Source organism: Bradyrhizobium sp. AS23.2 (assembly GCF_001908185.1).
Lineage (GTDB): Bacteria > Pseudomonadota > Alphaproteobacteria > Rhizobiales > Xanthobacteraceae > Bradyrhizobium.
This window is the reverse complement of record NZ_LGHM01000086.1, coordinates 1-19,091: the sequence shown is the minus strand read 5'-3', so window position 1 is coordinate 19,091 and position 19,091 is coordinate 1. Positions and strand designations below refer to the sequence as shown.

Annotated in this window: 8 protein-coding genes and 5 pseudogenes; 4 read left to right on the top strand and 9 right to left on the bottom strand. The window is 58.2% G+C overall.

Annotated features, from left to right (window positions below):
• The first annotated feature begins 319 nt into the window (after positions 1-319).
• Positions 320-858, top strand: a pseudogene (locus AC630_RS19020) (RraA family protein).
• Positions 859-985: 127 nt separating this feature from the next.
• Here the strand turns inward: AC630_RS19020 and AC630_RS19015 are convergent.
• Both AC630_RS19015 and AC630_RS19010 read right to left on the bottom strand, forming a co-directional pair.
• Positions 986-3,051: pseudogene (locus tag AC630_RS19015) on the bottom strand (prolyl oligopeptidase family serine peptidase).
• A gap of 274 nt (positions 3,052-3,325) precedes the next feature.
• On the bottom strand, positions 3,326-3,475 hold the full coding sequence (locus tag AC630_RS19010; RefSeq protein WP_084804115.1) for a GTP cyclohydrolase I: 150 nt from the start codon (positions 3,473-3,475) through the stop codon (positions 3,326-3,328).
• 1,116 nt (positions 3,476-4,591) lie between these two features.
• Between AC630_RS19010 and AC630_RS19005 the strand changes: the two genes are divergently transcribed.
• Genes AC630_RS19005 through AC630_RS18995 form a run of 3 tightly spaced genes read left to right on the top strand, consistent with a single transcriptional unit; the run spans position 4,592 to position 7,813 of the window.
• Positions 4,592-6,190, top strand: a complete 1,599-nt coding sequence (locus tag AC630_RS19005) for an amidophosphoribosyltransferase (RefSeq protein WP_245330452.1) — start codon at positions 4,592-4,594, stop codon at positions 6,188-6,190.
• 7 nt (positions 6,191-6,197) lie between these two features.
• The gene (locus tag AC630_RS19000) at positions 6,198-6,878 is read left to right on the top strand and encodes an HAD family hydrolase (protein WP_074120012.1); all 681 of its coding nucleotides are present in this window, start codon (positions 6,198-6,200) and stop codon (positions 6,876-6,878) included.
• An 11-nt stretch (positions 6,879-6,889) separates the two neighbouring features.
• Positions 6,890-7,813 (top strand): NAD(P)-dependent oxidoreductase, encoded by a 924-nt coding sequence (locus AC630_RS18995; RefSeq protein ID WP_074120011.1) that lies wholly within the window; start codon positions 6,890-6,892, stop codon positions 7,811-7,813.
• Here the strand turns inward: AC630_RS18995 and AC630_RS43980 are convergent.
• From AC630_RS43980 to ltrA, 7 genes and pseudogenes are all read right to left on the bottom strand, one after another.
• Positions 7,768-8,232, bottom strand: coding sequence for a hypothetical protein (locus AC630_RS43980; RefSeq protein WP_143198150.1), 465 nt, complete (start codon positions 8,230-8,232; stop codon positions 7,768-7,770). The genes AC630_RS18995 and AC630_RS43980 overlap by 46 nt on opposite strands.
• 309 nt (positions 8,233-8,541) lie before the next feature.
• Entirely contained in the window at positions 8,542-9,381 is an 840-nt protein-coding gene (locus AC630_RS18990) for an electron transfer flavoprotein subunit beta/FixA family protein (protein ID WP_074120010.1), read from the bottom strand.
• Positions 9,382-9,929: 548 nt separating this feature from the next.
• Positions 9,930-11,753 carry a nif-specific transcriptional activator NifA gene (gene nifA, locus AC630_RS18985; protein WP_074120009.1) on the bottom strand — a complete coding sequence of 608 codons (1,824 nt, stop codon included), beginning with the start codon at positions 11,751-11,753 and terminating at the stop codon, positions 9,930-9,932.
• A 178-nt stretch (positions 11,754-11,931) separates the two neighbouring features.
• Positions 11,932-12,757: pseudogene (locus tag AC630_RS18980) on the bottom strand (SDR family NAD(P)-dependent oxidoreductase).
• Positions 12,758-13,888: 1,131 nt separating this feature from the next.
• Positions 13,889-16,850 (bottom strand): annotated as a pseudogene (metE, locus tag AC630_RS47825) (5-methyltetrahydropteroyltriglutamate--homocysteine S-methyltransferase).
• 69 nt (positions 16,851-16,919) lie between these two features.
• A complete protein-coding gene (gene tnpB, locus AC630_RS18960) occupies positions 16,920-17,114 on the bottom strand; it encodes an IS66 family insertion sequence element accessory protein TnpB (RefSeq protein ID WP_283808439.1) in 195 nt (64 codons plus the stop codon).
• 33 nt (positions 17,115-17,147) lie between these two features.
• Positions 17,148-18,425, bottom strand: a pseudogene (ltrA, locus tag AC630_RS18955) (group II intron reverse transcriptase/maturase).
• Positions 18,426-19,091: the final 666 nt, after the last annotated feature.

Sequence of the window (19,091 nt, the reverse complement as noted above, 5' to 3'; positions counted from 1 at the left end):
AGAGCCGAGACAATCCTGGCCGAACGTCAGCGCATCAAGCACGACACCATCGCAAATCGTCGCTTGCAGCATCGACTGCAGGCCGCTTAAACTCTAACCCCTGATGAGCCAGAGCCCCCCTTCGCAGCCCGCCTAATCAGTCTCAAATCATCTGAACATTCATCAGTCTGTGAAGGTGGCCGCTATGCAGCGCCTGCGTTCATTAGAATAGCAGGCCTAGTACGGTGCGTCCTGGCGGTATCGGCCGCGAAGCCTGCGGCCAATTGTTCGACCAGCTTCACGCATCGCGTCTCGCTCGCCCAAGCGCACCCGGCAAAGAATGAACCGGACCGTGAAACCGAGTGCTTCGAGCGCCAACCAGACAACTTGTTCAATTCGAAGCAATAGCTGCCTCGTCGGCGAGGCCTTCACGCTGCGCTACATGCCGGCACGCGAGGACCTCAACACCATCGAGGTATTCCGCGACCGCGCGCACGCGGCTGATGGAGCGCGGCGTTGCCGGCGTCGTTACCGATGGCAGCTTTCACGACTCCGCCGAGATCGCTAGACTCGGCTTCCCCCCTCCACCACCACCCGAGCGCGCCGAGCAACATGACGCTGCACCACGCGATCGAGATCAACGTCCCCGATCGGCTGCGGCGACGCGCTGGTTTTTCCAGGCGACGTCATTCTCGGCGATGCCGATGGCGGGATCGTGATCACCGCGCATCTCGCCGACGAAATCGCCAATGAAACCTTCGAGATGACCGCGTTCGAGGATTTCGTCACCGAGGAAGTGAACAAGGGCCGCGGGGCATCTTCGGCCTCTATCCCGCCAACGATCCGCAGGCGTTGACCGATTTTGCGGCATGGCGTTAGACGATGCGAAGGTAGTTGGTCTCCGCCTCTCCCCCACAAGGGGGGAGGGAATGAGAGAGCGGTGCCTGCCTCACATCGTCATGCAATCATGCAGTCAAAGCGTCGAGACCGCAACCCGAGCACGCTGCTACACCTCGCCGTCCTTCCACCCAATCCTGTCCTTCAAAAACCGGAAGCCGATCACCTCGAAGCCGGCGCGCTCCTTGTTGTCCTTGCCGTAGCCGTGGCCGCCTGCTTCGGGCTCGTAGAACCAGGCCTCGTAGCCCATCGCCTGCAGCTTTGCGGCCATCTTGCGCGCGTGGCCGGGATGAACGCGGTCGTCGCGCCGTGTCGTGGCGATCGGGATCTGCGGATAGGACTGGCCGGCCTTTACGTTGTGATAGGCCGAGTAGGTCTTCAGCCACTCCCACTCTTCGGGCTCATCAGGGTCGCCATATTCCGCGATCCAGCTCGCGCCCGCGAGCAGTTTTGTATAGCGGCGCATGTCGATCAGCGGGATGGTGCAGAACAGCGCGCCGAAGCGCTCGGGGTACCGCACCAGCATTTTAGTGATGAGGATACCGCCGTTCGACCCGCCTTGCGCCGCGATCCGCTTTGGCTGCGTCACGCCGCGTCGCACGAGATCGGCGGCAACGGCCGCGAAATCGTCGTGCGAGAGTTTCTTGCCGGCGAGCCGGCCGGCGTCGTGCCAGCGCGTGCCGAACTCGCCGCCGCCGCGCAAATTCGCCTGCACGATGGTGCCGCCGCGCTCGAGCCACAGCTTGCCGAGCGAGGGGTTGTAGTACGGCTTCACCGCATGGGCGAAGCCGCCATAGGCGCTCATATAGACCGGCGCATCGCCGGTCTCGCCGGCGGGACCCGTCTGGACATAGGGAATGCGCTCGCCGTCGATCGAGATCGCCTCGTGCTGTGTGACCACGAGGCCGTCGGCAGTGAACGTCTTCGGCGCCTGCTTCAGCACGGTCGGGCTTGCGACACCGCGTGCGATCAACAGCAGCGACGGCGGCGTGAGCGGATCCTGCACATTGGCGAGCAAATCGCCATTGCTCTCGGACGGATGGCGATCGAGCGGCCAGATGTCGACGACGCCGATCTTGGGGAGGCCGGGAAGCGTCTCGCGGTGCCAGCCCGCGGCTGATGGCGTGCAGATCTCAAAGCTCGGCCTGAGCTCGTCGAGGATCGACAGCACCAGCTTGCCGCCCGCCCAGAACAGACCTTGCAGGGCGCGTCGCGGTCCGGGCTCGAACACGACCGCGAAATCGCGGCTGCCGGCGAGGAACGCGGAGAGCGAGATGCCGAGCACGGTGTGGCATAGGTCCGCCCCTGCACCGTCCAGTCCTTGCGCAGCTTCATCGCGAACCAGTCGCCATGGGCCTGCGGCCAGATGCCGGTCGGAAGATCGAACTTCGTCGTCGTGCCGGCCGCATCGCGCAGCCAGATCGCATGATTGAAGAACTCGATCTGGTCGACGATCCAGACCCGCGGCGCCGGTCCCGTGTCGTCGGCCATGCCTGACATCGCTATGTGATCGGCCGTGGTCTCGAGGATCACCTGCGCCTGATCGACAGGCTCGCCGCGCCGCCACACGCGAACGGTCCGCGAATATCCCGAGCTCGTCGCCATGCCCTCGCCATGCGCGCTCGACAGCAGCAGCGTATCGGCATCGAGCCAGTCCAAGCCGCTCTTGGCCTCCGGCAGCGTAAAGCCGTCCGCGACGAAGCTTTTCGTGTCGAGGTCGAATTCCCGCAAGGTGACGGCGTCGCTGCCGCCGCGCGACAGGCTCAGCATGACGCGCGTATAGCCGGGCCGGGATGCTGTCCCGTGCAGCAGCCAGTCCTCTGCCTCGCTAGCGGCAAACTGGTCGACATCGAGGATGGTTTCCCAGGTTGGCGTAGCTTTTCGAAACTCGTCGAGCGTCGTGCGCCGCCATATGCCACGCGGATGCTCCGCATCCTTCCAGGTGTTATGGAGCAGGCCACCGCTTTGCCCGACATAGGGAATGTTATCAGGACGATCGTAGATAGCCGCGAGGATATCGCGGTCGCGCTGGAACGCCGCGCCGCCGAATTTCTCCAGCGTCAGGCAATTCTGCCGCTCGACGAAATCGAGCGCGCGGACGCCCTCGATCTCCTCCAGCCAGAGCCAGGGATCGTCGTCGGGAGCGCTGAGCGTAGGCCTGTCATCGACGGACATGAACGAAACTCCCAAAAAAACTCGCGGCGGATAGGATTGCCCGCGCCGATACCGGATCGAGACCGGCACCTCGGCACTGTTCTGCGCCTTCGCCATGATGCGCGTGCTGAGGTAGTCGGCGGCATCATGGCCGGAGGGACTCTCGCGGCGGTTGCGTAGGGTGCGCGTTCGCTTCGTCTTGTGTGGCCCAGGCATTGGGCGAGCGCCACTGGCGAAACGTAGCAGACAGGCCGACTTCATGTCCGAATGTTTTCGTCAATACATAGGTCACGGTTTAGTCCTTGATGAGCGCCAGAACTTCGCTACGCAGCATCTTGCTGTCGCGGAAGCCACCGCGCATGATACTGGTCACCATAGTGGTTTCCGTCTCGCGAATATCGCGCGACATCATGTACTGGTACTGCGCCTTAACGATGACGGCCAATCAGAGCCCATCAGATAACCTAGCCGGGAGCTTACTTCGCTCTTGCACGAACAAGTTGAGCCGAGGGCGCTTCTGCATTTCCGTAGTCCACGTGATGCCGCTGGCTGTCGGAACGGTCGCTTGTCGCACACCTGATCTGCGACTGCCTGCCGCGCTGGCCTTGGCATCCTGGATGATTTCGAGATTTCCACCGTGTGGGCAACATGGCCGGTCGCGCGATGCCACCCAGTGTGCTGCGTAGCGCCGCCAACGTTCGAACAATGACGGAGTTGCTTGATAGAATAGATAGGCTTCATCTGAACTCTGGCTTGTGACAACGAGAGATTGCGATTCCTGAAATGCGTCCTTCACCGTCCCTGCAATCAACATGCCGGAAGACGGCTATGCTGGAAAACAAAACATCATGTGCTTTGCGACCGCGCGGGGAAACATTTTGCGCCCTGATGTCAGGGGCCGGACATGAACGTCTTCAAGACGACACGGCTAAAAACCCACATAGGGGCGTCGAAAACTAATTCCGTCGTTGCGAGCTTCGTTCACAAACGCCTTCCTTATTTGACGCTTCGATAGCCCTCACGTTGCGCATTGATGCCGCCATGAAGCGCTTCAGGGCCGCAACAACGGCGGACTGCGCCGTTCGCTGTGTGACATCAGGAGATCGGAGCGCGCACGAATCAAATCAGCAAACCGGCCCGATGCCCCTCGGTCGGGCGCCCAGTTCACTGAACGTCTTTCAGCGTACAGTTGGGACTGTCCGCTTGAGCATTGGACAACGACATTCCGGCCCCGGCAACAGTCGCACAACCCTCTTTGCTGCGGCTTCTAGGACCACACGGACTCGATCCCATCAATCACCGTGCTACCAGGGCTGACTTTTGGCGGACGCGTTCTCGGATCACACACTTCGTGTGCCAGATTCGGCGAGCCGTCATGCGCGCGAAAGAGGCCTTGGTACGAGCCTTGCTTACTGAGGTGCAAACCATGTGCTTCGTGCAAGCCGACGGATAACCACCGCTCGATGTCGGCTCCAGACATTGGCGTGCCTGCACTGGACACGGTTGAACGCAACCACCCGCAACGGGCGACATCCACAATCATGGGACTAGGAGACATAGCATGTCCGGTGTTGCAGGCGCATTCCCGTTGCCTTCAGGCCGCTCACAAAGGACGGTCTACGATCAGCTCAAGCACATGGTGCCAAAGCTTGCACACCGCGGACAGGCGGGGTTCGGCGTTGCCGCGTTTATGCATGAAGAACAGTTTCAACATATAAAGTCGCGCCGGCCAGCAGGCACACTCGCAAGGCTTGATTTTAATGAGCAGGGCTCGCATTTCAGGGCGCATAGCGCTATTGCAATTGCACACGTTCGCGCTCCTTCTCTTAGACAGACGAGTGACGCCGACTTCCAGCCCTTTGACAATCATAAAAGCGCCTGCCGCCGTTTGACAATTTGTTTGAACGGGGCTTTGGTCAACGCTGATGAACTTAGGAAGGATCTGCAGGCTGAAGGTCATTCCATCAGCAGCAGGACCAATGCAGAGCTCTTGCTCAAGCTTATCGAGCGCGTTTGTCAAAGAGATTACTGGCAGCACGGTCTGCCGGTTAATTACGAGAACGTCCTCCAAGACATTGACGAGCGTATTGATGGAGCCGTCAGCGCACTCTTGTTGGATGGCCTCGGAAATCTAACTGCCTTCCGCAATCGCAGTGGTTTGCGGCCTTTGGAATTCATGCAAACCGACGATGGTTTTCTACTTTTTGCCTCAGAAAACAGTGCTTTCTCTGGGCTACAAGGACGACTCGACGAATTCGGGCCTAGTCACATTAAGCATGTGAATGGCATAACGGGAGACTGCCTTGATAACTTTGTGGGCCAGGTTCGACACAGCCCCAAGCTTTGCGCCTACGAGACGCTTTATCTGGGAAATACAAGAACATTGGTGCGAGGGCACTCTCATCCGGCAACTCGCCATAACATCGGATTGGCCTTAGGCCGCATTCTCTGGTCGCGATTAGCAGTCGAAACAAGCTCAGCTCCCATAATCGTTTCTTCCATGCCACGCACCGGGACGCCGTATGCCGACGGTCTATTTGCGTCGCTCGCCAAATACCAAAGTGCGCTCGTCCAACGGCACGAAGTGATCGCAATAAACTGTTCTCGGCGCACACTTATCGGGTCTCTTGGCAAGCGAAAATCGCTCATCCGGCAAAAGTACCGCGTCGCAACGAACGACCTCACAGACAAAATCATGGTCATAGCCGATGAAGCCCTTGTTCGTGGCGATACAAGCTGCGCAGTGACGGAAATGCTCCTTGCCGCTGGGGCAAAGGCTGTGCATTGGGCAATCGGTTCGCCGCCGATCGTTGCACCAAATTACTGCGGCATCGGTATCGAGACCATAGATGAGCTAGCGTTCTGGCACATATGGAAAAGCCTGCCACTCGATATTCGGCAGGATAGCCTGCGCTTCCATAGGATCGCGCCGGAAACGCTCCGGGTGATCGAACGCAAAACTGCTCTATCGATGAACGCTGCTACTGTGACTTATCTCCCCTTTGACAATCTGCTTTCCTTGCTGCCGCAGGGCCATGACGAAATCGATCTTTCTGCGTTTACATTCGAGATGCCAACCCCTGGCGGGCAAAAACGCGCGGACGAGAATTTGAATAGATTGACCGCTGATCTCACCTTAACGAAAACGTCTGCAGCATGAGGCCATGATGAAACCTGCTCTTGTATTCGATTGGAACGGCACCCTCCTCGACGACACGGACGCCTTGCTACAAACGACAAACACCATTTTGGACCGCTTGGGCCGGGCTGCCATCGATATGCAAACTCTTCGAGATCATTTCGATGTTCCACTTTCCCTTTTTTTCCGCAATCTAGGAATGTCGGAGAGAGAACTCGAAACGGTGGATAGCCATGACAGCGCGATTTTTCACGACACCTACGAACCGCTGGCGAGCAAAGCCGAGCTGCGAGAAGGCGCGCGTCGCATTTTGGAAACGGCGCGCCAACAAGACGTTTCCAGCATTATTGTCAGTAACCATATCGTCGAGCCCCTTATTACCCAATTACGAAGACATAGAATCGAAGATTGTGTCGCGAAGGTTCTGGCCTTTGAAAGTCGCGCTACTCAATTTAAAAGCATGAGCAAGGGCGAGCGGCTTCGTCTGTATATGCGGGCAAACGATCTGAACCCCAGCTCAACTTTCATCGTCGGGGACATGCCGGTCGAAACGGATATTGCACGCGATCTTGGCTTGGTCAGCGTAGCGATTACGGGCGGATTTGTCTCCGAGACGCGCCTGCGAGCGGCGCAGCCGGATTACCTCATTGAGGACCATCATAAGCTGCTGCCCATTCTGCAGGAGCGCGGCCTTTTTCAACACTCATAACGACGCAGAGCATGACTGAAACTTCGTCAACTGCAATGCCTGGCGCAGCCGGGCAAAGACTCGGCCTAATCGGCGCAGGGCGCAAGGGAACAGGCATAGGACTCAGTCTTTTGCGTCATGGCAGTGAACTACATATCAAAGTCAACAGAACCGGTGCTGGCGCGGAACGCTTGACTGGCATGGGTGCTCATGAGCACACCTCATTTTCTGAATTGGCCCGGCATGTAAGTGCTGTCGTTTTATCCCTGCCCTCAAGTTGCGAGGTCGAGGAAGTCTGCCTTGGGCAACATGGGCTATTTGCACATTTACCCCGACAGAGTTTAGTACTTGACTGCACCACGTCCTATCCTGCTTCAACCCTCACTCTAGCCGAACATGCCAAAAAGCATGCCTTGCACTTCATAGATGCCCCCGTAACACGAAGCCCTCAACAAGCAGAGCAAGGGCGTCTCAACGCCATCGTCGGATCGGATGAGAGCACGTTTCCTATCGCGGCTCGTGTCCTTAGCGCATTTTGCGAGAACATCGTCCATGTGGGTAATATTGGACAGGGCCATAAGCTCAAACTTGTCTATAATAGCATGACGATGGGTATAGCGGCGGTGGCAGCCGAAGCTTGCCAGCTTGCCATTGACGTTGATCTTGCAATCTTACGCTCTTTGGTCAGTCGCGGCGCGACCAACAGCGGAGTATTCCGAAACTTCGCAGCCTTTTTGTTGGACGAAAAGCCAGATGCTTTGGCAATATCGATCAGAAACGCCAACAAAAAGGATATTGATTGCGGCGTGCGATTAGCGAACGAAACGGCATTAAAGGTTCCAGTTCTGAGTGCCGCCGCACAAAAATTCCAAACCTGCCTTGCCGAAGGCAAAGGTGAATTGACCTTGCCTCATCTTGCGCTTTCCTCAAGTGATGACGAGCCACGGCAGAAGTAGCGGCGACGCAGTTCAGCGATTTGAAAGCGACGCTCGAGCCCGGGCCGCCGTTTTGGGCACGCAGGCCCGGCCGTCGCTCCCGCCTTCCAAGCTCCTTGAAGAATACCCAGCGACCACGAGAGAGGAGATCCGCGATTTGGCGCAACAACAGCTACATACGGATCGTGAAAGAGCTCGGGGATACGTCTGATGCTCAGTTCCTGGAGCATCCGGCTAAGCATGTCCATTGACATATTCGCGGTGCCCGCCTCAAGCATCAGCCAGCACACGTTCGCGTTGCCATTCGTCTGATCCAGGCTCGTCAGAGAGTTCGGCAAGCGCTTTGTCGCCGGTGATTCTCCTTGCCGCAAATCTTCAAGGAGCTGAAGCTGCGAGGTGACTATAGCAGCGTTCGAACCCCATTCGACGATGTTCTTCATTCAGAACCAAGTCTTGGCGGATGGGCCTAAACGAGGGCGCGCTTTATTTTCCTGCGCATTGGCCGATACGGGCTTCAGCCGTCTGACTTTGCCATCTGCAACCTCACGCATCGGGCTTGACCGCCCATTCCGTATGACGAGATCCATCCAGACCGGCCAAAGCTATGAAAACGTAAGGCCCGCGCGGGGAACTTCCTCTTGTCGGGACCGCGCTTGCCGCGGCCCTGCCATCGAGTTTTTGCCAACAGCAGTTAGAACCTCGGAGTTGCGCAGCGACGCGCTTGCCTGCCCCCCGCAAAGCGGCCGAGATTACTCGCGGACCAGTGCGGCAAGGTCCGCTTCAAGCTTAGGCTCGTGCTTGAAGATCGCCTCGATCAATGCCTGCGCCGGCTGCTCGGGAGCCTCCACCAGAGCCGCTTTCTCAGCGCGCGCCGAGGGAGCGAAGACCTGCTTGACCACGGTCGGCGAGCCCTTAAGACCGCATTTGGAAAGGTCCTCAACGCCCGCGTCCTGTGCGTTCCATTTCACGATTGGCGCGCGGGCGGCTCGTAGCGCATCCGCCATGGCGCCGCGGCGAATCTGGTTAGTGCCCTCAAGCATGGTAATGAGACAAGGCAGCCTGGTAAGCAGAACCTGGACACCGCCTTCGGCGCGCCGTTCCGCTTCAAATGTGCCCGCGGTCAGATCCAGTGCTTTGATCTTGGCAACGTAGGTCAGCTGCAGCATGCCAAGCCGCTTCGCAATGCCGGGTCCCACTTGCGCGGTGTCGCCGTCGATGGTTTGCTTGCCGGTAAAGATGAGATCTGGCGGTCGATACTCCTTGCCAACTTTTCGGATCGCAGCTGCCAATGCGTAGGTTGTTGCCAAAGTATCGGAGCCAGCAAAACAGCGGTCAGTGAGCAGAACTGCTCGATCGGCGCCGAACGTCAGCGCCTTGCGTAAAGAGCCTTCAGCCGACATTGGCCCCATTGTAAGCACGGTGATTTCGCCGCCAAACCGATCGCGCAATTCCAGCGCTGCCTCGAGCGCGAAGAGATCGTATGGATTGATGATGGTCGGCACACCCTGACGCATGATGGTGTTGGTCACGGGGTGCACGCGGATCTGCGCGGAATCGGGAACCTGCTTGATGCAGACGACGATGTGCATTTACTTCTCCAGATATTGCAGCAACTGGAGAAGCGCAGCAAATGTCGTACCATTGCGTCGGTCTTAAAAGGCAGACGCCTAGTAGAAGGGCTTATACAACCTGATGGTCGTATCCCGACGTTTCACCGCGGCAGACTTCCGACATTCGTCGCGACTGCGACATTGGCCGTCAGGCTGTCTATCTAGACATAAGGAGGGCACTGACGATGCGCGATGCGCTTTTTTTGAGTTGACCGCCAAGATCTCCTCTCCGCAGCACCGGTTGCAGGTCCACGAGCACGTAAGCAATCGGCCAGTTTACATTAAAATGCTTTCGGGCCGCGGCCGCCAAGTCGACTTTTCACCGGACCGGCCATTTTCTCTCTTGCTTGAGCGCGGTGACTGCTGGCGACGTGCTGTTGTCGATCACGGCCGCACCGGAGTCAACGCGAGGACCGCATCCGATGGTGATGGATCCAGAGTCCGCGAAACCTCACCGCTTGTTTGTAACAGCGATCGCGCTGCACGCAAGGCTCGCCCTTCCGGCGCGCCGAGAGCCCGGCAGTCCTTCAGAAACGCTTGATCTCGATCCCGTATTTCCTCAGCGCGTAGCCGATCTGACGTGGCGTGACTCCAAGCAGGCGCGCTGCCTTTGCCTGTACCCAGCCGGACCTTTCCATTGCCGCAATGACACGCTCGCGATCGGCCATCTTCGGACCACCTAGGGGAGCTGTCCCGGCAGGTGCAAGCGGAGCCTGCTCGCTGCCGAAGGGCGGGACCGGAGCAGCAGCTTCAGTCGGCTGCGTGACGGGCTTAACGCCAACCGGTACATTTAGTCTCGGTAGGAGCTTTGTCTCGTCCGGCGTGCTCTTCCATAGCTTCGATGGAAGGCATTGTTCCTGACAGCACGCAAAATCGTCTTTGACGATTGACGGTCCCGGCGCCATCGTCGCGGTACGTTCGACGCAATTTTCAAGCTCGCGGACATTTCCGGGGAAGCCGCAGTTCATAAGCACCTCAATCGCGCTCGCATCGAAGGTCAGCGTACGTCCATTCTCACTGTTGAAACTTTTGAGAAACTCGCCAGCGAGAAGCGAAATATCCCCGCGCCTTTCGCGAAGCGGCGGAATCAGCAAGGGAACCACGCTGATGCGATAATAAAGGTCCGCACGAAACTCGTTTCGTGCCACAGCCTCTTCAAGGTTCTTGTTGGTCGCGGCGATGACACGAACGTCGACCCTCATTGTCTGGTTGCTACCGACGCGCTCAAACTCCTGTTCTTGCAGGACTCTCAGCAACTTTGCCTGGAACGAGGCTGAGATTTCGCCGATTTCATCAAGAAAGAGAGTTCCTTTGTCAGCAAGTTCAAAGCGCCCCTTGCGCGAACTAAATGCGCTGGTAAACGCACCTTTCTCATGACCGAATAGTTCCGATTCCAGCACTGTCTCGGAGAGCGCAGCGCAATTGAGCTTGATAAAAGGCCGCTTTGCGCGTGATGACAGCTCGTGAATGGCCTTGGCAACCAGCTCCTTGCCCGTACCGGATTCGCCGCGCAGCAGCACTGTGCTGTTCGATTTGGCGACCACCGCGATTTTCTCAAGCAGGGCGCGCAATGCGGGGCTATCGCCGATGATGCCCTGGATACGAACTTTCTTACGCTCCCTCGCAGGTTGCTTAAGCTCGTGCAATTGCTTTTGCAGCCCGTCCTTCTCCGCCATCAGCCGCTCGCGGTTGCAGGTGAAAAAGCGGTGCAGTTTAACTGTCTGGCCCACTAGATTGGCAATCATGGTGAGAAGCCGAAGGTCATCATCGAGCCGAATACTCGACCTGTGGTCCACGATGCGGTCGATCGTCAGCGTGCCAACGACCTTCGCGTCAATGCGAATGGGAACGCCGATGAACGACACTGGTATATTATCGGACGCGCCGAGCACATCAATGTCCGCGGATGTAAAGGTCGGCTCCACTGTTACGTTTTCGGCAACGAGCGAGGTGTCCGTCGCCACAATGTGTTCGATTGCCTTCAGCGGCAAACGCATTCGGTAACGCTCGTCACTGCCATCGCTCCAGCCGCCGCCGACGGTCATGTTCGGCGTTCCATCATCATCGAAGAGTGAGACGACGCCGTGCCGCATCTGCACAAACGATTGCAGAACATCGACTACCTTGGCCAACGCGACTTCTAGACGGCAGGGCGCGGTAAGCACTTTCGAAATTTCGAGTATGCCGGCCAGCGCGCTCTCGCACAACGGCTCTATCAACACCTCGCGGTCGGTCTCCGATTGTGAGGCAGGTCTTGCGCGTGCGGAAGCAACATGCAGCATAAGGAGGTCTCCATTGGCGTGATCGTCCTCCCTGGCACCTTGTTCGACTTTACGAGATTCGTGTTGCATGTCTTCTCGCTCTAATCCAAGTCGACGAGATGACAACGTATCGCAGATTTTCATAGATGGCGGTAAACTTGTCGTGCCTCGCTTTTATCACTCTTACCCTCGCGCAGTTATCGCGTCGGATTCGACTGAGGACATGCGTTCAAATGAGACAACTCGAAGTGCGATTGCTCTTGGCCGACTATAGATGTTGGCCCCCATTGATCGGCACCTCGCTGCCCGTGATATAACTTGCGGCATCCGAGCATAAGAAAAAGAGTACCTTCGCGACCTCTTCCGGCGTGCCAACTCGGCTCAATGGGATATTTGGCACAACACGTGCTTCCGTTTCCGGTGACAACATGCCCGTCTTGATTTCTCCGGGTGCGATTGCGTTCACGCGGATGCCATGCGGCGCGTAATCATGTGCCATTTCGCGTGTAAGACACGCGAGCGCCGCCTTAGAAGTCGCATAAGCGCTGCCAGCAAACGGGTGCACCCGCGAGCCAGCGATTGAGGTCACGTTGACAATTGAGCCTGACGCGGCTTTTAGCTCGCCAAAAAATCCCTGCGCAAGCAGGATCGGAGCTAGCAGATTGAGATGGAACACACTCATCCACGTCTCGATCGACGTCGTCAGCGATGTCAGCCGCGCGCCATTCTGCGCTTTCGGCGAAACGCCGGCATTGTTGATCAATGCATGCAAGGACGCGCCTGCGAGGCGCTGTTTGATTTGAGCGATTGTGCGCGGCAGCATTCGATGATCACTAAGATCGACTTGGATATGATCGTCGGTTCCCGAGTCCCATGGGCACCGACTGTCGTCGAAAGGTTGGCGCGCGCAAGAAATGATGCGCCAACCAGCTTCCGAAAACAGCTTGGCAGTGGCGTGACCGATGCCACGCGATGCCCCCGTCAGCAACAGGATCTTCCGCTCCCCCCGGCTGCCGGCCGGCTTTATCGGCGTGAAACGGGCAGTTCACGTTCCTCGCCGATGCCGGATCGCCATTTGCTAGATCAAGACTCAAGCGCTCCTCCGATCCCACCGCCTCGACCGCGAACGCGATGCAGGATTTGGGCCACGACGATGGAGCAAAACAGCTCGACGGCTTAGCGGCCCAACCTCCGCATTTTCCGACTGCTTGGCAGCTTCCGAACATTGCGCGTGTGCTTTCCGACAATCCGCATATCTCATTACAACTCCGACGTCGAGTTTTCTTCGACTGAACGCAACACGTCGTCCAACGTACGTAGCGGGCTCCGGTGCAGAGATCATCCTGGCCGCGAGGCGACGGATATCCCGTCAGAATCCGCGCGCGCGAAGTCGAGGCACCACTATTACGCCGCTATTCTGATCGAACTGGGCTCGCAGCGAATGCGCCTTGTGGGCGGAGCAAGCGCCTTAGCCGGGATGCCCCCAAGCCGGTCTCAGGCAGCGCGTCGAGCGATCACAAATCAGACGTAATCCGCCTCGTAGGTTAGGTTGGCCGACGACGGCGTTTAACTTCACGCGCATCCTGCCCCGTATCCGGCGATAGCGCTCCGCGCATCGCATAATGGCGCCGTTCAAATTGCTTCGATTTTGGAGCCGGAGACCAAGTCGGAAAAAGGGCCGCTCCGCTTCATGGACGGAGAGCACTATGACGATGAAGACGAGATGAATGATCGACTCTGGCGCCGAAAGCAACGTCGCACTGGCGGAGCAAACCACGGTAGCCGATCTGGCCCAGCGCTATGAGGTTCACCCGACCAGGTCTATGTCTGGAAGAAGCAACTGCGCTGGCACAAACGCACGGGCGTTTCACGCAACGGCCGGTCGACCATAATCTTGCCTTGAGTCGGCGCATCGACAATCTGTTCACCGACAGTTCGTTCCTGGGCTCGCGGCGAATGAGCGACACTGAAGAATGAGATGCTTCAGGTCAATCGGGAGCGCATGGACGGGTTGCTAGGTCGGTATTGAAGTTCTCCGGCCTGCCCTACTTCGGCCAGCGCCTCTTCCGGAGCCGCCTTGTGGTCCAGCGCCGGCATAGTCGTATTCGGCCTTGGTCCAAGCCGTGATGCCCCATCTGGCGTTAGCATGCAGCCGAACGAAACGGCATGATTGCGGAATGCGGTGCAATGACTGCAAAACGCGCGGCGTTCTCATGAATGGGAGATTAACGGTGACGATCTCCGCGCGACCAGGACGCCGCTCGAAGCTCACGGGCAGCTGCGACCATATTGATCAACGCAGGACGCACCTCCTCCCACTTTCGGGTTTTCAGGCCGCAATCGGGACTGATCCAAAGCTGCTTGTCAGAGAGCTGCTGGCGGACCAACATCACGAGATTCTTCATCTCGGCCGCATCCGGAACGCGCGGCGAATGGATGTCATAGACGCCGGGCCCAATCTCATTTGGATATTTGTCACTTTTGAACGCGTCTAGCAGCTCCATCTTTGACCTAGACGACTCAATCGAAATGACCTCGGCATCCATCGCCGCAATAGCATCGATGATGTCATTGAACTCAGAATAGCACATATGAGTATCTGGGTTTCGTCGGCGACGCCCGATGAGCAAATGCGAAAGCTATCTACGGCCCAATCGAGATAGCTCTTCCCCTGTGATTTGCGTAGCGGCAATCCCTCGCGCAACGCAGCCTCATCTATCTGGATCATTGTCGCTCCGGCGTTCTCAAGGTCGACGACCTCATCTCGGATCGCGAGCGCGATCTGCCGGCAGGCCTCGCTGCGCAAAATGTCATCACGGACAAACGACCAGTTCAGAATGGTCACCGGCCCAGTCAACATCGCCTTATCGGCTTCTTCGTCAGCGACTGCGCATAGCGCCATCAGTCGACCGTCATCGGCTTCGATCGGGAGACGTCGCCAAACAGAATCGGCGGACGGACGTATCGCGAGCTATAGGACTGAACCCTGCCGTGCTTGGTAAAGGCGAAGCCGGACAGCTGCTCGCCGAAATATTGCACCATGTCGTCGTTGCGCTCGAACTCGCCATGCACGAGCACGTCGAGCCCGATGTCTCCTGCCATCTGCGCCGTTTTGGCTTTAATAAACTTTTCATAATGCGCGTCACTCAACGTTCCCCGCGCATGGGAGGCACGGGCATTTCGGATCTCTGCGGTCTGGGCGAACGATCCGATCGTCGTCGTTTGAAATACTGGCAAGGTGACACGCGCGCGCTGGATCGCGGCACGCGTTGCGTATGGACTGCGACGGCGACGCATAGTCTCGTCGATCGAAGCCACACCTTAGGCGACATTCGCATTGTGAATTTTGGGCGAGGTCTCGCGACGCGTCTCTTCCGACGCCGCCAGGAGACGCGATGCATCGGTCTGACTGCACGCGAGGGCCCTTCCCAAGGTTGCGAGTTCCTTGATCTTCTGAACCGAGAACGCCAGCCGGCTCTTCACATCGAAATCGAGATCACTTTCGAGCTCCAGGTCGATTGGGACATGAAGCAACGAACACGAGGCTGCAATCTCAACAGGGTCATGACCCAGCTTTGCAACAATGGGCGCCAAGCGGTTGAACAACGCCGGCAGATTAAAGCGCCAGACATTGCGCCCATCGATGACTCCAAGTGAGAGAACGAGATCGCTGCGGGCTGCGGGGACAATTGCGTTCAACTGGTCAGAAGCCCGTCCGCCGCGATCAGAGCCGCAGAACAACCAGGATTTTCGCCCGAGAGCTATACCTCTTAATCCTCGCTCGGCGGCGTTGTTGGAGAGACAGACGCGTCCGTCCTCCAGGAACCGCGTGAAGCTCGCCCATCGCTTCAGGATGTAGTTGAACGCCTTGGCCAGGTCGTGCCCACGGGAGAACTTGACGAGCTGCTCCTGCATATAGACCTGAAGGTCCTCGACCAGAGGCCGGCTCAGCGTCTGCCGAACCTGAACGCGTTCCTCGGCACTCCTGCCATTGATGGAGCGTTCGATCTCAAACAGCGCATCGATCCGCCGCACAACCTCGACCGCGATGGGCGAGAGCGGGATCTCCTTCTTGCCGCTGGCCTTGCGACGCGCATTCTCTTCGATATCGGCCATGGCGAAGAACGGGCGCCGCGCATGGACCCAACACGCCGCTTCCCGGATCGGTCCAGGGTGGCGTCCCGCCAGATAGAGCTGGTTGTACCCGTCATAGGCGTCGGCCTGCAGGATGCCGGCATACCGGGCTAGATGCGCCTGAGGATGCTCGCCCCTGCGGTCACGGGAGTAGTAGAACATCGCCGCCGGCGGGCCGGCGCCACCAAACGGCCGGTCGTCCCGGACGTAGATCCAGCAGCGTGCCGTATCGGTCTTGCCCTTGGCCAGCACCGGCACCGTCGTATCATCGGCATGCAGGCGCTCGGCCGCCATGACATGGGCTTCGACCAGGCGCAGCAGGGGATCCAGCGACGCACTGACCGATCCCACGGCGTCCGCCATGGTCGACAGCGCGATCGGCACGCCTTCCAGGGCGTAGCGCTCAGCCTGGCGGTTTAAGGGCTGATGTTGGCCGAACTTCTCGAACATGATCATGGCCAGCAGGCTCGGGCCGGCCCATCCCCGTGCGACAGCATGGAACGGCGCCGGGGCCTGGCTGATCTTCTCGCAGTCGCGGCAGGAAAACTTCCCTCGGACCGTCTCGATCACCTTCCACTGGCGCGGCACCACTTCCAGTGTCCGGGTCACGTCCTCGCCACGCTTGCGCAGACGGTTGCTGCCACAGCACTCGCAAGCTGTCGGCGGGTCGATCACCACTCGTTCGCGCGGTAAATGCTCAGGGAACGTCTGGCGTTCGCCGCGCTTGCGCGTAAATCCGCGCACCGTCGTCGCCTTGGCCACAGCGCGCTCTGCCGCCAGCTCGTCTTCAGTGGCGTCACTTTCCAACTCTTCGAACGTCAAGGCCAACTGCTCGATCAGGCGCGACGAACGCTCCGACCGCTGGCCGTAGATCTGATGCTTCAGCTTGGCGATCTGCAGCTTCTGTTGGGCAATCAGCGCTTCGTCTTCCGATGCTTTCGCGCGGGCGACCGCGAGTTCGGCAGCGATCTCCAACCCCCTCGCGCGCTCGATCGCCAACGCCTCCCTCAGGGCGGCAACGTCATCCGGAACAGCGTCGCGATCGGCATCCATGCGACGCAATGAATCACAAATTGGACGCGCGGGGACTCCCAAAAATACAAGATCTGCGGGATTTTGTGCTCAGCCCGCGCTCTGCGGTCGCCAGCTCAGTTGCGGATTACGCCAGTCGATCCCCTCCAGCATATAGGCCATCTGCGCCGCTGAGATCGATACCGCGCCGTTCGACGCCGAAGGCCAGATGAACTTGCCTCGGTCCAGGCGCTTAGCATAGAGCGACATGCCCAACCCATGGTGAGTCGGCCCCGGGAGTTGCACCCGGAGCCGCTCTCCGAACCGTACGTGACGCTCTCACGTCATACGGCTCTCAACAAGTACCGAAGCAGAACTCAACCTCGCCCAATGAGCAAACAGCTTTGGCCTGCGGCGGCGGATCAATCTGAGCCAGGTGGAGGCTCTGACTTTTTCATTCTTCAGCCCTTTTTATTTGCGTCGCGCCCAGCGGTTAAGAGATTCGTCGACGTATCGATACAGGTTGTGCATTTCTGACCGCCCATATCTGCCGTAGTACTGCATCCATCCACGAAGGACGGGATTCAGTTCCAAGGCGATTGCGTCGACTTCCGTCTGCGAGCGAAGCCTGAGCCGGAGCCGCCGGATCGTCATACGCATAGACTTCATCGCCGCCCTGCTGGCCGCTGGCGAGAACGTACAGAAGTTTTCTTTCTTCTGATGATTTCTTGCCCTGCGCGGTCGAAAGGTAAATCCCAGAAAGTCAAACGACTGACTGGTATGGCTACCCGGGCGGTTGCTGTCTTTGCAGTAGACGATCTTGGTCTTGTCGGGATGCATTTCGAGTTCGCATTCCTCAAACCTTGCTTGCAGCGCCGCCTTGATGGCCTCCGCTTCAGCTTTGGTTCGGCAATGAACGAGCCCGTCGTCTGCGTATCGACACCATGGTGACCGCGGGAAGTTCCGCGCCATCCATGTATCGAACGCATAATGCAAGAACAAATTGGCAAGGACGGGACTGATCACGCCGCCTTGGGGTGTGCCCCGGTCGCGAGCGGTGATCGCTCCGTCTTTGCCTTGCATCGACGCTATTAGCCAGCGTTCGATGTAGAGCAGAGCCCATTCGTCTTGCACATGCTTCCTGATGGCCTTCATAAGCAACTTGTGGCTGATATTGTCGAACAGGCCTTTGATGTCGAACTCCAGCACCCAGTCCATCTTCCAACACCGTTGCCGGGTGACGCCGACGGCGTCCAGCGCGGATTTTCCGGGCCGGTAGCCGTAGGAATCGGGAAGGAAGATTTCCTCGAGTGCTTGTTCAATCTGCAGCTTGACGACCGTCTGCGCCACGCGATCTGCTACTGTCGGCACGCCTAGAATGCGTTGTCCGCCGTTCTTCTTGGGAATGGGGACAGCCCGAACGGCAGGTGGAAAGTAGCTGCTAGAAGACATTCGATTCCAGACCTTGTAAAGGTTGCCCTTCAAGTTCTTCTCGAAAGCTTCCAACGATACCTTATCCACGCCGGCTGAGCCCGCATTGGCTTTGACCAATCGGTAGGCCTTCATCACTGTTTGCTTGTCGATATTGTACTGCTTACGTTCGGTTACACCCATCATGTCCTCCTGCTCATCACAGTTGCATGCGGGCGGAACCACTTGCCTCGGCCCCTTCGTTCCAGTCCCATTACAGCACCTTCATCACTACTACGAGCCAATCCGCCCCAGTGTCGTGCTTCGGTACTCTCGTCTCGCGGTGTGCGCCGCTTGAACTTCTCCCTTGGCATCACAACGACTGGTTCCTGCAGTTCTCTACAAGAGCCTGTCTCCAGATCGCGTCCCCTAAACGCCGGTCGCCATCCGCGCAGTAATCTAGGCGCCTCACGGATTGATCTCAGGGATGGCACGCGCCCCTGATTTTGGCGACGTCTAAATAATTTTCGACGCGTCATCGGAAGATTCGCTTTCGCTCGCCTTCTGGATACTCACCTGCCCCGTAAACCCGGGACTTTTGCAACACTTGCTGATGACCGCGCCTTTTAAGCGAAGCCACAGTGTCGTGGTTTTGCATCTGCGGCTGGAACGCCGATGCAGGAGGGCCAACCTCCATCTCTCATAAAGCTGTACGCATCAAATTCGGTTATTCACCTCCTTTATGCTCTGCAGCACACCATGCCAAAGTAACTTGACCAGATCGCCACAGCTCGTTTCATTGTACGTCCCTTTGTCAGATCCCAGGCAGGCGGATCAATCTATCGTACTGATAATCAATGTAGTTTTTCGGCC

Coding starts and splice junctions, on each gene's coding strand:
- AC630_RS19005 (WP_245330452.1), top strand. CDS start 4,592: ATGTCCGGTGTTGCAGGCGCATTCCCGTTGCCTTCAGGCCGCTCACAA.
- AC630_RS19000 (WP_074120012.1), top strand. CDS start 6,198: ATGAAACCTGCTCTTGTATTCGATTGGAACGGCACCCTCCTCGACGAC.
- AC630_RS18995 (WP_074120011.1), top strand. CDS start 6,890: ATGACTGAAACTTCGTCAACTGCAATGCCTGGCGCAGCCGGGCAAAGA.
- AC630_RS43980 (WP_143198150.1), bottom strand. CDS start 8,232: ATGAAGAACATCGTCGAATGGGGTTCGAACGCTGCTATAGTCACCTCG.
- AC630_RS18990 (WP_074120010.1), bottom strand. CDS start 9,381: ATGCACATCGTCGTCTGCATCAAGCAGGTTCCCGATTCCGCGCAGATC.
- nifA (WP_074120009.1), bottom strand. CDS start 11,753: ATGCAACACGAATCTCGTAAAGTCGAACAAGGTGCCAGGGAGGACGAT.